Here is a 15,763-nt window from a genome sequence, read left to right on the forward strand (position 1 = left end):
GCGGCCAGGCGAGGGCCGAAAATGCCGCATGACACCGGCCCTGCCTCCTACGCTGCTGCAGACATTGCTGGATGCCCTGCCGCTGCGCCTGACGCTTAAAACCGAGCAGGGGCGGCTGCTGTGGCTGAACCGGGCTGCGGCCGAGGCACTGGGCGCAACCGCCGCCGAGTTGCTGGGCCGCGCCGAGCAGGATTTGCTGCCTGAGGCCACCTGGCTTGCGCAGAGTCTGATCGAGGCCGGCCTGCTCACCGACGGCCCGGCCGATGTGCGCGACGAGTTCGACGCCGCAGCGAGCCGCCGCTGGCGTGTCACCCGGCTCGCGCTCAGCGGGGCCGAGGGCGAGCGCCTGCTGCTGCGCTGCGTGGCCGACGCCGGCCAGCTGCCCGATACCCTGTCGCTGAGTGAGGCGCACGCGCCCGGGGCCTGGCGCAGCCTGATCGACCAACTGCCCTTCGGCCTGTCGCTGAAGACGGCCGCAGGTGAGCTGAAGCTGGTCAACCGCTACACCGCCCAGCGCGTCGGCCAGACGCCGCAGCAGCTGGAGGGGCGCACGATGGCGGCCGTCTCCACGCTGGTGCAGCAGCAGATGGCGGGGCTGGACGCCCAGGTGCTGGCCACCGGTGGACCGGTCAGCGCCGATTTCGAAACCCGCCAGGCCTTCGGCCTTGATGAGGAGCGCTTCCAGCGCGTGTCCAAGTCCCTGGTCGAGCTGCCGGGCTTTGCCACGCCGCTGATATTGACGACCACGGTCGAGGTCACCGATCTGCGCCGCGCCGAGCAGCAGGCCCAGCGCAGCATGGAGCTGTTGCGGGCGGTGACCGACACCTCGCCCAGCATGGTGTCCGTCAAGGACCCGGACCAGCGCTATGTGCTGGTGAACCGCGTCTACTGCGAGATCTGCGGCCTCAGCGAGGCCGAGATGTTGGGCCGCACGCCCTTTGAGGTGCACCCCAACCACGCCGAGGTGCAGCGCTGGGTGGAGGCCGATCGCCGGGTGCTGGAAACCGGCGCCACCCACGAGCAGGAAGACCATATGGTGGTGGGCGGCGTGGAGCGGGTGGTCTGGTCGATCAAGCGCCCGCTGCGCCTGGCAGATGGCAGGCTGCAGGTGCTGTGCGTGGCCACCGACATCACCGCCATGCGCCTGGCCGAGTCGGCCCTGCGCGACGCGCTGCGGCGCGCCGAGCAGGCCAGCGAGGCCAAGAGCCGCTTTCTGGCCAATATCAGCCACGAAATCCGCACCCCGATCAACGGCATGATGGGCATGACCGACCTGGTGCTGGCCTCGCCCTTGCAGCCACGCCAGCGCGAGTACCTTCAGGTGGCGCGGACCTCGGCCGATGCGCTGCTGGCCATCGTCAACGAGGTGCTGGATCTGTCCAAGATCGACGCGGGTGCCATGGGCATCGAGCGCCTGCGCTTCGATCTGCATGCCTTGCTGCGCGAGCTCAGCCAGTCCGCCGCGAGCACGGCCCATGCCAAGGGACTGGACTTCGAACTGCAGCTCTCACCCGAGCTGCCGCGCTGGGTCCTGGGCGACCCGGTGCGGCTGCGCCAGGTCCTGGCCAATCTGCTGGGCAATGCCTGCAAGTTCACCGAACAGGGGCACGTCTTGCTGACGGTGATGCCCGGCCCGCAGTGGACCACCGGATTCATCGTTCGCGATACCGGCCCCGGCATTGCGCCGGACCGCCGTCAACGGGTGTTCGAGGCCTTTGCCCAGGGCGATGACTCGACCACGCGGCGCTATGGAGGCACCGGCCTGGGCCTGACCATCAGCCAGCGACTGGTCGAACTGATGGGTGGGCGGCTGCGGCTGGACAGCGTGGATGGCCAGGGCAGCAGCTTCGAGTTCGCGCTGGCCCTGCCGGGCGATCCGGGCGAGCCTGGTGCACCCGCCCAGCCGCTGGCGGGCCGGCGCATCGCCTGGCTGGCGCTGCGGCGGCCCGGCTCGGACTTTCTACCTCAGCTGCTGCGTGGCTTCGGTGCCCGGGTGCAGCGGATCGAGGCCGAGGCTGAGGGCGGTGGACCGGTACACACGGCGGCGGCACTGGAAGACTTCGACACCCTGGTGCTTGACTGCGCATCGGTCTCGACCCTGCCCGAGGCGGTGCAGTCGCTGCTGCGCGGCTGGCAGGCGCTCCTGCCGCTGCGCCGTCTGCTGGTCTTGCAGCGGCTGGACCTGGGTCTGAATGCGGCCGCGCCGGGCATGGGGCGCCTGCAACGCCTGGCCCTGCCGGTGCTGCCGCTGGATCTGCTGCGGGCCTTGCAGGGTCACACCGACGAGGGCTCGGCCGGCCCTCCGATGCCTGGGCCGGGCCGTGCCGATGAAGGCCTGCTGCGGGGCATGACGGTGCTGCTGGCCGAGGACAATCTTGTCAATCGCCTGGTGGTGCAGGCGGTGCTGGAGCGCCTGGGTGGCAGCCTGACCCTGGCTGAGGACGGGGCGCAGGCCTGGCAGCTGCTGCAGCACCGGCGCTTCGACCTGGTGTTGATGGACATCCAGATGCCGCGGCTCGATGGCGTCGAGGTGCTGGCGCGCCGACGCGCGCTGGAGGCTGCGCAAGGCCTGCCACCGGCCCGTGTCATCGCCATGACCGCCCATGCCATGCAGGGCGACCGCGAGCGCTTTCTGGCCAGCGGCTTCGACGCCTATCTCAGCAAACCCTTCTCGATCGAGCAGCTCGCGGCCGAGATCGTGCGCATGGCCCCCCTTGCCTGAGGGTTAGAGCCCGTGTTACCGGGGCTTACACGGGCCTAGAATGAACCATGATCTCGATGCAAGGTGTGCCCTCCGCGCTGATAGCCAGGAATGAGTCCTGGGTGCGCAAACAGGCTTCGGCCCTGGTGCGCCACCTGCCGGCGAATGTCGAGAAGGCCGATCTGATACAGGTCGGCTTGATTGCCGTGGCCCAGGCGGCGATGGGCTTCGAGTGGGAGGGCGACCGCGAGACCGAGGAGGCCAAGGAGGCTTTCGTGCGCTATGCCCGCATGCGCGTCAAGGGCGCCATGCTCGATGAGCTGCGCCAGATGGACCACCTCGGCCGCGCCCAGCGGCGCAAGGTCAAGGTCATACAGATCGCCCAGGAGCGCTGGCGCTCCACCCATGGCAGTGACGCCGGCCTGGCCGAGCTCAGCGAAGTCTGCGGCATGAGCATCGCCGAGATCGCCGAGCTGGAACAGGCCGACGAGCAGGGCCGCACCCGCAGCAGCAGCGCCGAGGATGACGACGATGCCTCGGACGGCATCTCGCCCGAGCGCTTCCACCCCGCCACCCCTCAGGACGAGGTCGAGGCCCGGGTCGACACTGCCATCGTGATGCGTCGCCTGGAGAGTTTTTTTGCCCAGCTGCCCGAGCGCGAGCGGCTGATCATCGACTCCTATATGGGCGTGGGCCTGACGCCCACCGAACTGGCGGCCTCGCTGAAGGTCAGCCCCTCACGGGTGTCCCAGGTCTACAGTCGCCTGCTGGGCCGCATTGCCGACCACTTCGGCAATGGCGAGCAGGTCCAGAACCGGGGCGTTGATCGCTTGGCCACCAGCAAGTCGGGGCCAGGTTTTGCCGATCTGGTGGCACGGCGCGAACAGGAGCTGCAGCTGGCACCCGATCAGGGGCCATGGGGCAAGCTGATGGAAGATGTGCTGACCAAGCCGCTGGTACGCCGCCGCGGCGGCCCGGGCGGCGGGCACACGGCCTCGGCGAACTAGCTGCACCGCCATGGCTGAGTCCGCCAGCGCCTCAGCCAACCGGCCGAACGCGCGGCCGGGCCCTTGGGTGGCGCTGGGCCTGGCCGGCCTGCTGATCGCGGCCATTACCGCCGGCCTGGTGGCCCTGCGCTATGAGCAGCAGCGCGAGCGCATGGCGACCCGGGTCGAGGCCGTGGCCCAGTTGCAGGCGGCCCAGATCGCGCGCTGGCTGCGCGACCGTCTCGGCCATGGCGAATTCATCGCCAGCAGCAGCTTTCTGGCCGAGCTCTACCAGCGCTGGCAGGGCGGCGACGCGGCGGCCGGCCAGCGTCTGCTTGAGCGCCTGACGGAGATTTGCCGCAGCAACAGCGACCGCAGCGTGACCCTGTTCAATGCCCGGGCCGAGCCGGTGCTCGGTGCGCCGCAGATGCGTATGGTCTCGCCCTCGCTGGCCGCCGCGGTACGCCTGGCGCTGGACAGTGGACATGTGGCCCAGGATGGGCTGTTCGAGCCCCAGGCCGGTGGCGAGGCGGCCCTCGACATGGTGGCGCCGCTGCGGCTGACCGGCGCCGGCGCGCAGGCGGTGGTGGTGTTGCAGGTGGCGCTGGATGACTTCCTGACCCCCACGCTCAAGGCCTGGCCCGGATCCAGCGGCAGCGGCACCTCGCTGCTGGTGCGGCGCGAGGGCGAGCAACTGCTGGGCATGCGCGGGCGGCCGGTGCCCCTGGCCGCGCCCGAGCTGCTGGCTGGCCTGGTGATACGCGGCGACTGGGCCATCGGGGTGGCCCATCAGGCGCTGGACTTTCAAGGGGTGCCGGTGCTGGGCGTGGTGCGGCCCATCGAAGGCTCGGACTGGTATCTGATGACCAAGGTGGACCAGGCCGAGATCTATGCCGACGCGCAACGCGACATGCTGGTGATCGTCGCTGCCGGCCTGCTGGCCCTGGTGGCTGCGGGCGCGGCGGCATGGCGCTGGCGGGACCGTCAGGCGCTCGAACAGGCTCGCCAGGAGCAGGGGCGCCAGGCCCAGCGACTGGACGCCCTGGCATTGCTGGAGCGTGTGGCCGACGGCTCGACCGACATCATTTTTGCCAAGGATCTGCAAGGCCGCTACCTGCTGTGCAATCCGGCTGCGCTGGCTGTGATGGGCCGCACGCGCGAGCAGGTGCTGGATCATGACGACGCGGCGCTGTTCCCGGCCCACCATGCGGCCCAGCTGCGCGCCAACGACCTGCTGGTGATGCAGGGCCGGCGCACCCAGACCTTCGAGGAGGCGCTGCCGACCTCGCGGGGCACGATGCTTTACCTCGCCACCAAGGGGCCGCTGCTGGACGCCCAGGGCGAGGTCATCGGCCTGTACGGCATCTCGCGCGACATCACCGAGCGCAAGCAGATCGAGCAGGAACTGCAGCTCCACCGGGACCACCTGGAGGAGTTGGTGCAGGAACGAACGGGCGAGCTTGAGGCCGCGCGCGTGGACGCCGAGACGGCCAACCGGGCCAAGAGCGCCTTCCTCGCGAACATGAGCCACGAGATTCGCACGCCGATGAATGCCATCGTCGGCCTGACCGAGCTGCTGCGTCGTGACAGCCCGTCACCGCAGCAGCAGGAGCGGCTGGACAAGGTGGCCGACGCCGCCCAGCATCTGACCCAGGTCATCAACGACATCCTCGACCTGTCCAAGATCGAGTCGGGCAAGCTGCAGCTGGAGCAGACCGATTTCGAGCTTGATGCCTTGCTGGCCCGGGCCTGCGGCCTGGTGGCCGAGCGCGCCCGCGCCAAGGACCTTGAGCTGGTGATCGATGCCCGGGGCCTGCCCGCGCAGTTGCATGGCGACCCGACGCGATTGCTGCAGGCGCTGCTCAATCTGCTCAGCAACGCCGTCAAGTTCACCGAGCGGGGCCTGGTGCTGCTGCGCGTCGAGTTGCGGGAGCAGGACGCCGGCAGCCGGCTGCTGCGCTTCACCGTGCGCGATACCGGCATCGGCATCGCCGCGCAACACCTGCCCCTGCTGTTCAATGCCTTCGAGCAGGCCGACAGTTCGACCACGCGCCGCTTCGGTGGCACCGGCCTGGGTTTGGCGATCACCCGTCGCCTGGCCTTCCTGATGGGCGGCGAGGCCGGTGCCGAGAGCACCTTGGGCCAGGGCAGCAGCTTCTGGCTGACGGCGCGCCTGGGGGTGGCCATGGCGCCATCGGAGGCGTCACCGGCGCCGCGCCTGCACCTCGATGGCCGCACCGTGCAGGTGCTGGCCAGGCGGCCGGAGCTCGCCGAGGCACTGCAGTCCATGCTGGACGAGCTGGGCGCACAGGCGGAGTGGGTGGATGCCGAGGCCGAGCCGCCGCCGCCGGGCCAGGCCGCCCTGGTGGTGCTGGACGAGCGGGTGATGCTGGAGCGCGGCGTGGCCTGGGTGGCGAGGCTGGGCGAGCGGCCCGGTGCGCCGCCGGTGCTGCTGCTGAGCAGCAGCGAGGCTGCGACGCCGGAGCCGGTGGCCGGCGTCAGCGCCCGGTTGGTCAAGCCCGTCACTCGCCGCAGCCTTGGCGCGGCGCTGAACGGGCTGCTGCTGGCGTCGCCCGCCCCGGCGATGCAGGCGCAATATGCCCCCGCGGTTGCACCCCCGGGATCGATGGCCGACGCGCGCATTCTGCTGGTCGAGGACAACCCGGTCAGTCGCGAGGTGGCGCAGGCGTTTCTGCGCGGCATGGGCTTGCAGGCCGATCTGGCCAGCGATGGCGTGGAGGCAGTGCGCCTGGCCGGTGCCACGCGCTATGACCTGATATTGATGGACCTGCAGATGCCGCATATGGACGGCCTTACCGCCACGCGGGCGATACGCCGGCTGCCTGGCTACCAGGCCACGCCAATTGTGGCCATGACGGCCAATGCCTATGCCGAGGACCGCGCCGCCTGCCTGGCCGCCGGCATGAACGACCATATTGCCAAGCCCGTCAATGCCGCGCTGCTGGAGCGCGCGGTGCACCATTGGCTGCCCGGCGTCGAAGACCCGGCAGGGGACGATGCGGAGTCGTTGGCCGGGCTGCAGCGCATTCCGGGCCTGGACTGGACACGGGCGCTGCAACAGTTTGGCGGCCGGGCGGAAAGCCTGCAGCGCGTGCTGCGGCAGTTCGTGCTGCTGTATCGAGACGGCCTGCCCGATCTGGACGTGCATCTGTACCGCGGTGCCTTGCCCGAGGCCAGACGCCTGGCCCATTCTCTGAAAGGCGCCAGCGCCGCCATTGGCGCCACCCGGGTGCAGGCCCTGGCCGCGGCGCTGGAGGCGATGCTCAACGTGCCCACCCCGGTGCACTTGCTGAACCAGGCCGCCGCCCAGCTGCAGACCGAGCTGGCCGCGCAGTTGGCGGTGATACAGGCCAGCGTCGGCGACGCGGGCGTGCCCGCCGCCGTCGACCCCGAGCCGGCCCAACTGGACCGTCTCGAAGCAAGACTTGCTGCGGGCGACTTCGAGGCCGTGGCCCTGCATCGCGAGCTGATGCCCGGCCTGCACCGACTGTACGGCGATGCCGCCCGAGAGCTGGCCCGCCAGCTGCGCGACTACGACTATGCGCAGGCGCTGGAGCTGTTGCGCGAGCTGCGGCGCAAGAGCTGACCCTGTGACCCGGTCACGCCAGCCACTTCAGCCCGGCGATGCCCAATACGATCAGGCTCAGGCAGACGATGCGCGGCGCGCTGAGCGGATCACCCAGCAGTATCACGCCCAGTATCACCGTGCCGACGGTGCCTATGCCCGTCCACACCGCATAGGCCGTGCCGACCGGCAGCGTCTTCATCGCCAGGCCCAGCAGGCCGATGCTGGCCAGCATCGCGGCTATCGTCAGCGTGGTCGGCAGCGGGCGGGTGAAGCCCTCGGTGTACTTGAGGCCGATGGCCCAGCCGATCTCGAACAGGCCGGCAAGGGTGAGGTAGGTCCAGGGCATGGGAGGCTCTGCTGAAGTTGTGTAGGCCCGGAGCCTAGACAACTTGGCGCGGCCGGCCAACTGTTGTCAGCCAACCACCCATGGCCAGCAGGGGCTCACATGCTGCGCCGGTACTGCCCACCCACCTCGAACAGCGCGCTGGTGATCTGACCCAGCGAGCACACCCGCACGGCCTCCATCAGCACCTCGAACACATTGCCGTTGTTGATCACGGCCTGCTGCAGCTTGTTCAGCATGGCCGGGGCCTTGGCGGCATGGATGGCATGGAACTCGTCCAGGCGCTTGAGCTGGTTCTGCTTTTCCTCATCGGTCGAGCGGGCCAGTTCCAGGGTGTCCGGGGTCAGGTCGCCATGGGGGTTGCGGAAGGTGTTGACGCCGATGATGGGGTACTCGCCGGTGTGCTTGAGCATCTCGTAGTGCATGCTCTCTTCCTGGATCTTGCTGCGCTGGTAGCCGGTCTCCATCGCGCCCAGCACGCCGCCGCGCTCGGCGATCTTCTCGAACTCCTGCAGCACCGCTTCCTCGACCAGCTCGGTCAGCTCCTCGATGATGAATGCACCCTGGTTCGGGTTCTCGTTCTTCGCCAGGCCCCACTCGCGGTTGATGATCAGCTGGATCGCCATCGCGCGGCGTACGCTGTCTTCGGTCGGCGTGGTGATCGCTTCATCAAACGCATTGGTGTGCAGGCTGTTGCAGTTGTCGTAGATCGCGATCAAGGCCTGCAGGGTGGTGCGTATGTCGTTGAACTGGATCTCCTGCGCGTGCAGACTGCGGCCCGAGGTCTGCACGTGGTACTTCAGCTTCTGGCTGCGCTCATTGGCGCCGTAACGGTCGCGCATGGCGACGGCCCAGATGCGGCGGGCCACGCGCCCCAGCACCGTGTACTCGGGGTCCATGCCATTGCTGAAGAAGAAGCTCAGGTTGGGCGCGAAGTCATCGATGTGCATGCCGCGCGCCAGGTACGCTTCGACGAAGGTGAAGCCATTGCTGAGCGTGAAGGCCAGCTGGCTGACCGGGTTGGCCCCGGCCTCGGCGATGTGATAACCGCTGATCGACACCGAGTAGAAGTTGCGCACCTTGTTGTGCACGAAGTACTCGGCGATATCGCCCATCACCTTCAGCGAGAACTCGGTCGAGAAGATGCAGGTGTTCTGGCCCTGGTCCTCTTTCAGGATGTCGGCCTGCACGGTGCCGCGCACATTCTCCTTGACCCAGGCCTTGATCTTCTGCGCCTCGTCGTCGGTCGGCTCGCGGCCGTTGTCGCACCTGAACTTGTCCATCTGCTGATCGATGGCCGTGTTCATGAACATGGCCAGTATCGACGGCGCCGGGCCGTTGATGGTCATGCTGACGCTGGTCGCCGGATGGCACAGATCGAAGCCGCCGTAGAGCACCTTCATGTCGTCGAGCGTCGCGATCGACACACCGGAATTGCCGACCTTGCCATAGATGTCGGGCCGCACGGCCGGGTCGTTGCCGTAGAGCGTGACCGAGTCGAAGGCGGTGGACAGGCGCTTGGCCGCCATGCCCGAGCTCAGCAGCTTGAAGCGGCGATTCGTGCGGAAGGCATCGCCCTCGCCGGCGAACATGCGCGTCGGGTCCTCGCCCTCGCGCTTGAAGGCAAAGGTGCCGGCGGTGTAGGGGAAGCTGCCGGGCACGTTGTCGAGCAGCAGCCACTTCAGGATCTCGCCGTGGTCTTCATAGCCGGGCAGGGCGACCTTGCGGATCTTGGTGCCGCTCAAGCTCTGCGTGGTTAGCGCGGTGCGGATCTCCTTGTCGCGGATCTTCACCACGTATTCGTCGCCGGCATAGGCCTTTTGCATCTCGGGCCACATCGCCAGCAGCTTGCGGGCGCCGGCGTCGAGCTGGTTGTCGCGGGCCTGGGCCAGGTCCAGCACGGCGGTTACCGCATTGGTCTTGTCGGGGTTGTCCAGGCGCAGCATGCGGCCCGTCTCGCGCAGCTGCTGGATCTCGCGGGCCAGCCGCGCCTGGGCCACGGCGCGCTTCTTGTAGCCGCGCACGGTGTCGGCGATGTCGGCCAGATAGCGCACGCGGGCGCCCGGCACGATGGGCACCTGGTGGGTGCTGTGGCGGGTATCGACCAGCGGCAGGCGGCCCGGGCCTTCGGCCAGCTGCAGGCCCAGCTCGGCCAGGCGAGGCTTCAGCGCCTGGTACAGCGCGGTCACGCCATCGTCATTGAAGCGGCTGGCCATGGTGCCGAACACGGGCATCTGGTCGGGCTTGATCGTCCAGGCTTCCTTGTTGCGCTGCACCTGCTTGGCCACATCGCGCAGCGCGTCCTGTGCGCCCTTGCGGTCGAACTTGTTGATGGCCACGAACTCGGCGAAGTCCAGCATGTCGATCTTCTCGAGCTGGCTGGCGGCGCCGAACTCGGGCGTCATCACATACATCGGCACATCGACATGCGGCACGATGGCGGCGTCGCCCTGGCCTATGCCCGAGGTCTCGACGATCACCAGATCGAAGCCGGCCAGCTTGGCCGCGGCCACCACCTCGGGCAGGGCCGGGCTGATCTCGCTGCCGAAGTCGCGGGTGGCGAGCGAGCGTATGAACACGCGTTGACCCTTGCTCCAGGGGTTGATGGCATTCATGCGGATGCGGTCGCCCAGCAGCGCGCCACCGCTCTTGCGCCGGGACGGGTCGATCGAGATCACGGCCACGCGCAGCGCGTCGTCCTGATCCAGGCGCAGGCGGCGTATCAGCTCGTCGGTCAGGCTGGACTTGCCGGCGCCGCCGGTGCCGGTGATGCCGAGAACCGGCACCTTGATGTCCTTGGCGCCGTCGTGCAGCTGGGCCTTCAGTTCCTCCGAAGCCTTGCCGTTTTCCAGCAGGGTGATCAGCTGGGCCAGGGCGCGCCAGTTGGCCTCGCTGTGGCCCTGGATGGCTTCGATGCTCTTGGGCGCATAGCCGCTCAGGTCCAGATCCGAGCGCATCACCATCTCGCCGATCATGCCGGCCAGGCCCATGCGCTGGCCGTCCTCGGGGCTGTAGATGCGGGTCACGCCATAGCTTTGCAGCTCCTTGATCTCGCTGGGCACGATCACGCCGCCGCCACCGCCGAAGACCTGAATGTGCTCGCCGCCGCGGCTCTTCAGCAGGTCGACCATGTATTTGAAGTATTCGACATGGCCGCCCTGGTAGGAGCTGATGGCGATGCCCTGGGCGTCTTCCTGCAGCGCGGCCGTAACCACCTCGTCGACCGAGCGGTTGTGGCCCAGGTGTATGACCTCGGCCCCCATGCCCTGGAGGATGCGCCGCATGATGTTGATGGCGGCGTCATGCCCGTCGAACAGGCTGGCGGCGGTGACGAAACGCACCTTGTGGGTCGGGCGGTAGTTCGCCAGCGCCTTGAATTCGGCGGACAGATCGGTCATGAGCGTCTCCAGCGTGGGTGGCCAGCACCCGGTTCTAGCAGCAATGCTGCCGCGATTCTAGTGTGTGGTTGACGTTAACGTAAACGTCAATTAGGGGCAGGGAAAGTCCCAGGTGTTTTGGCGGGCTCGGCCCCTCGAATTGGGGGGCGGTGCCCGGCTTGATTTGCGTTAAGGTGAAATTGTTCACAAATCGACATGCGGCGAGATCAATCCGCAGTCATTTGTCTGTGGCGTTTTGCGTCAGCCCGCAAGAAGCGTCAAGGTCGCCGTCGCTCACTGCATCGAGCGCGGACAGCGACGAATGCCGGGGCTGTGGTCTTTACAAATCATCGAGGGGTTTCCAGTCATGAAGCACATTCACTCCCGGTCCGCGGGCGGCCTGGCCATCGTCGCGGCGGCCGTGCTGGCGCTGATGGCGTCGCAGGCGCAGGCGCAAACGATCAAGTCCTACTTCGAGTTCAAGAAGCCGAAGATGATCACCATCGAGGGCGATCTGTCGCTGGACACCAATGGCAAGTCGGCGCCGGTCTTCAATCTCGCCAGCCCCTATGTACGCGGCTTCGAGGGCATCAGCCAGTACGACGGCGCCAGCTTCGGGCGCAACTTCGTTCCGCCGGACACCATAGGCGCGGTCGGTGCGACGCAGTACATGGAGACGACCAACGGCGCTTATGCGGTGTTCGACAAGACGACCGGCAACCGCACCTCGCTGGTGTCCGATGTGGCCTTCTGGGCCACGGCCGGCCAGACTGGCACCAACGGCGACTCCCGCGTGATGTACAACGCCGCGGCCAATCGCTGGGTGGTGGTGGCCTTCGGCGGCAATGCCAAGGACCTGCAGATCGCCGTCTCGGACACCTCCGATGCGCTGGGCGGCTGGAAGTCGACCAAGTTCGAGGGCTATGCCGGCTTCGGCTTTGGTGCCACGGCCGACTACCCGACCCTGGCGATGGACACCAATGCGGTCTATATCGGCACCAATAATTTCGCACCCAAGACCAATGGCGGCACCAACAGCTTCCGCGGCACGACGATGAACGTCATTCCGCTGGACAGCCTGTTCAATGGGGTCGCGCCGACCACCACCAATATGGCCCAGATCGTCACGCCCTATAACGGCGCAGTCGGCGATCAGGATCGCGGCTTTGCCCAGCAGGGTGTCAACAGCTCCAGTGCCGGCAGCACGGGCACGGTGATCGCTACGTCGGCATTCATTTACGACGGCCTGGGCTTTCGGGTGAATGGCCTGACCTCATCGTCGGCCACCGGCTCCAGCGCAACGGCCGTGAGCTATCTGGGCCAGGCGGCTTTCACCACCCCTGGCGCGGCCCGCCAGCCCTCGGTGGCCATTCCGCAGAATCAGCGCATTGTCGATGCTCTGGATGAGCGCATCAGCAGCAGCGTCTATGAGGCCAATGGGCGCATCTATATGGTCAACACGGTGAACCCGGACGGCGACGGCCTCGACGAGGCCCGCGTGCGCTACACCGTGCTGGACGCAACCACGCTGGCCGTCCTGTCGGAAGGCGATATCGGCCAGGCCGGCTACGACTACTACCAGGGCTCGATTGCCGTCAACAGCTTTGGCGAGGTCGTGATCGGCTACAACCGCTCGGGGCTCGATGCCGCCACCGGCAAGATCAGCTTCATGGGCCAGTCCTTTGCCACCGGTGTCAGCGGCAACCTGGTCGCACGCAGCGGCGAACTGCTGCTGAAGGAAAGCCTGACCGACGACTATCACAACGGCAGCCTGTTCGGACAGGTCAATGCAGGCCGCCAGCGCTGGGGCGACTACAGTCAGGTCTCGGTTGACCCGACCGATCCGCACCAGTTCTATCTGATCGGCGAGTTCGCCCGCGAGTACAACAATGCCGCGGGCGGTCACCCGGGTGGCACCGGCGGATCGCGCTGGGGCACCTGGATTGCCGTCATCGACGCCAGCGTCGTGGCTGTGCCCGAGCCCTCGACCTACGGCATGATGTTCTTCGGTCTGGGTGCGATGGGTCTGATGGCCAAGCGCCGTCGCCGTTTGGCAGCGGAAGCTTCGCTCGCCTGATCATCCGGCCGGCCAGCCGACTATGGCGCGGGCAGGGGTATCCTCTGCTCGCGCCTTCTCTTTTGGGCCGACGCAAACTGGCCACAAGGAGGCTTGCATGATCCGCCTGAAGACTGTTCTGGGACGCGCTTTGCTGGGGGGAGTCGCGATGGTTGCCGAGTTGGCATCTGCAGGGGCCCATGCCGGGCCCATCGAGGGCCGATGGGCCGGTGATCGATTGCAACTGGTGATAAGCCCGGGCGGCGGGCGGGTCGAGATGGAGTGCGCCAGCGGCAGCTTTCCCGGCCCGGTGCTGGCGGACGCCTCCGGCGGCTTTGTGGCCATGGGCACATTCGATCAGCAGCGGCCGGGCGCCCAGCAGGCGGACGCTCCGGTGACGCCGGGCAAGGCCCGCTATGCCGGCGAGCTGAAGGAGGGGACCCTGCGCCTGACCATCAGCCCCGAGGGCGGGGCCGCGCCCGAGGTCTTCAATCTGCGCAAGGACGCTCGCATCAAGCTCGTGCGCTGTCTGTAAGTGTCGGGCCGGGTGGCGCGCTTCTTGCGTCGCTGACCTGAGCCCATGAGCACCTTCAACACCCTGACCTCCGGCCTGCGCGTCCTGCTGATCGACGACGGGGCGCATCGCGTCCAGCACATCAGCGATCAGCTGGCGCGCCAGGGCTGCGAGGTTGTCGGCGTGATCGCCCAGGCGACCCTGATACACGACTGCGTTTTGCGCCTGAAGCCCGATGTGGTGATCGTGGACAGCGAGTCACCAACGCGGGACACGCTTGAGAATCTGGCCACCCTGTCGGCCCAGATGCCGCGCCCGGTGGTGGTGTTCTCCGAGGATGCCAGCGACGACCCGATGCGCCGCGCGCTGAAGGCCGGCGTCAGCGCCTATGTGGTGGCCGGGCTGACGGCCGAGCGCCTGGCCCCGGTGCTGCAGGTGGCGATTGCCCGTTTCGAGCAGGATCTGGCCCTGCGCCAGCAACTCGGCAAGGCCCAGGCCCAGCTGGCCGCGCGCAAGACCATAGAGCGGGCCAAGGGAGTGCTGATGATGGAAAGCGGCCTGGATGAGGATGCTGCCTATCAGCGCATGCGCAAGCTGGCGATGGACCGTGGCGTGACCCTGGCCGATGTGGCGCAACGCATCATCGATGCCCAGGACCTGCTGCGCTCGATCTGAATGCATGGTTTCATGTTGCGGCGCACCAAATCGGCGCGCCAGCAGCATCCCGCCGCCATCAAACGGTGCGAATGGTGGCTCAAACCGCCGCAACAACCCTGGCACGCATCCTGCAACGTGAGTGACAAGGTCTGCAACGGCGCAGGCCCCTGATTTCAAGTTCTGGACAAAGGCGTCCGGTCAGTGCTTCTCGGTTTTCGTTCGAGATGCGGCTGCCCGTGGCGCCTTTTTGCATTTCTGGCTGTCTTTTTCTGTCTCGGAGGATGTGATGACCAAGGTACTCAAGGAGGGGCTCATGAGCGAAGAGCGACGCAAGTTGGTGGTCGGCGGTGCGGCCGCGGCCGTGGGTATGGCAACCTCGGCTGGCGCCTGGGCCGCCGGCTCGGACAAGCCCGAGAAGGAGGAGGTGCGCATCGGCTTCATCCCGCTGACCGATTGCGCCTCGGTGGTGATGGCCGCCGCGCTGGGCTTCGACAAGAAGTACGGCATCAAGATCATCCCGACCAAGGAGGCCTCCTGGGCCGGCGTGCGCGACAAGCTGGTCAACGGCGAGCTGGACATGGCCCATGTGCTCTATGGCCTGATCTATGGCGTGCACCTGGGCGTCAGCGGCGCCAAGAAAGACATGGCCGTGCTGATGACACTGAACAACAACGGCCAGGCGATCACGCTCTCGAAAAAGCTGGCGGACAAGGGCGCCGTCGATGGCGCCTCGCTGGCCAAGCTGATGGCCACCGAGAAGCGCGAATACACCTTCGCTCAGACCTTCCCCACCGGCACCCACGCGATGTGGCTGTACTACTGGATGGCGGCCAACGGCATCAACCCGATGAAGGATGCCAAGGTCATCACCGTGCCCCCGCCGCAGATGGTGGCCAATATGCGCGTCGGCAATATGGATGGTTTCTGCGTCGGCGAGCCCTGGAACCACCGCGCCATCATGGACGGCATCGGCATCACCGCCACCACCACCCAGGACATCTGGAAAGATCACCCCGAGAAGGTGCTGGGCACGACCGGCGACTTCGTCAAGAAGTACCCCAATACCGCGCGGGCCGTGATCATGGCCGTGATGGAGGCCGGCCGCTGGATCGACGCCGGCCTGCAGAACAAGCTGAAGATGGCCGAGACGATTGCCGACAAGGCCTATGTCAATACCAGCGTCGATGCGATCAACCAGCGCATCCTGGGCCGCTACCAGAACGGCCTGGGCAAGACCTGGGACGACCCCAACCACATGAAGTTTTTCAACGACGGGCAGGCCACCTTCCCCTACCTCAGCGACGGCATGTGGTTCCTGACCCAGCACAAGCGCTGGGGCCTGCTCAAGGAGCACCCCGACTACCTGGCCGTGGCCAAGCAGATCAACCAGATTGACCTGTACAAGGAGGCCGCCGCCCAGCTCAAGGTCAGCGTGCCCAAGGACGCACTGCGCTCGTCCAAGTTCATGGACGGCGTGGTCTGGGACGGCAAGGAGCCGGCCAAGTACGCCGATTCGTTCAAGGTCAAAGCCTAGGAGCTA

Annotated in this window: 9 protein-coding genes; 7 read left to right on the forward strand and 2 right to left on the reverse strand. The window is 67.2% G+C overall.

Annotated features, from left to right (window positions below):
* Positions 1 to 28 precede the first annotated feature (28 nt).
* The 3 genes from DES47_RS11000 to DES47_RS11010 are packed head-to-tail and all read left to right on the forward strand — an operon-like array spanning position 29 to position 7,294.
* The gene (locus DES47_RS11000) at positions 29 to 2,722 is read left to right on the forward strand and encodes a PAS domain-containing protein (protein ID WP_133700687.1); all 2,694 of its coding nucleotides are present in this window, start codon (positions 29 to 31) and stop codon (positions 2,720 to 2,722) included.
* Between the two features lie 47 nt (positions 2,723 to 2,769).
* Positions 2,770 to 3,708, forward strand: a complete 939-nt coding sequence (locus tag DES47_RS11005; RefSeq protein WP_133700688.1) for a sigma-70 family RNA polymerase sigma factor — start codon at positions 2,770 to 2,772, stop codon at positions 3,706 to 3,708.
* 10 nt (positions 3,709 to 3,718) lie between these two features.
* Positions 3,719 to 7,294, forward strand: coding sequence for a response regulator (locus tag DES47_RS11010; RefSeq protein WP_133700689.1), 3,576 nt, complete (start codon positions 3,719 to 3,721; stop codon positions 7,292 to 7,294).
* Between the two features lie 13 nt (positions 7,295 to 7,307).
* Here DES47_RS11010 and sugE read toward each other — a convergent pair whose 3' ends face one another.
* Both sugE and icmF read right to left on the reverse strand, forming a co-directional pair.
* A complete protein-coding gene (gene sugE / locus DES47_RS11015) occupies positions 7,308 to 7,622 on the reverse strand; it encodes a quaternary ammonium compound efflux SMR transporter SugE (protein ID WP_133700690.1) in 315 nt (104 codons plus the stop codon).
* 95 nt (positions 7,623 to 7,717) lie between these two features.
* Positions 7,718 to 11,017, reverse strand: a complete 3,300-nt coding sequence (gene icmF / locus DES47_RS11020; protein WP_133700691.1) for a fused isobutyryl-CoA mutase/GTPase IcmF — start codon at positions 11,015 to 11,017, stop codon at positions 7,718 to 7,720.
* 346 nt (positions 11,018 to 11,363) lie between these two features.
* Here icmF and DES47_RS29265 point away from each other — a divergent pair, with 346 nt between their 5' ends.
* From DES47_RS29265 to DES47_RS11040, 4 genes are all read left to right on the forward strand, one after another.
* Positions 11,364 to 13,073 carry a PEP-CTERM sorting domain-containing protein gene (locus DES47_RS29265; protein WP_243748252.1) on the forward strand — a complete coding sequence of 570 codons (1,710 nt, stop codon included), beginning with the start codon at positions 11,364 to 11,366 and terminating at the stop codon, positions 13,071 to 13,073.
* Positions 13,074 to 13,170: 97 nt separating this feature from the next.
* A complete protein-coding gene (locus tag DES47_RS11030) occupies positions 13,171 to 13,587 on the forward strand; it encodes a hypothetical protein (protein ID WP_133700692.1) in 417 nt (138 codons plus the stop codon).
* Positions 13,588 to 13,632: 45 nt separating this feature from the next.
* Positions 13,633 to 14,241 carry an ANTAR domain-containing response regulator gene (locus DES47_RS11035; protein ID WP_133700693.1) on the forward strand — a complete coding sequence of 203 codons (609 nt, stop codon included), beginning with the start codon at positions 13,633 to 13,635 and terminating at the stop codon, positions 14,239 to 14,241.
* A gap of 268 nt (positions 14,242 to 14,509) precedes the next feature.
* Positions 14,510 to 15,757 (forward strand): CmpA/NrtA family ABC transporter substrate-binding protein, encoded by a 1,248-nt coding sequence (locus DES47_RS11040; protein WP_133700694.1) that lies wholly within the window; start codon positions 14,510 to 14,512, stop codon positions 15,755 to 15,757.
* The last annotated feature ends 6 nt before the right edge of the window (positions 15,758 to 15,763 follow it).

Origin of the sequence: Roseateles toxinivorans, assembly GCF_004362525.1 — a bacterium.
GTDB lineage: Bacteria > Pseudomonadota > Gammaproteobacteria > Burkholderiales > Burkholderiaceae_C > Paucibacter > Paucibacter toxinivorans.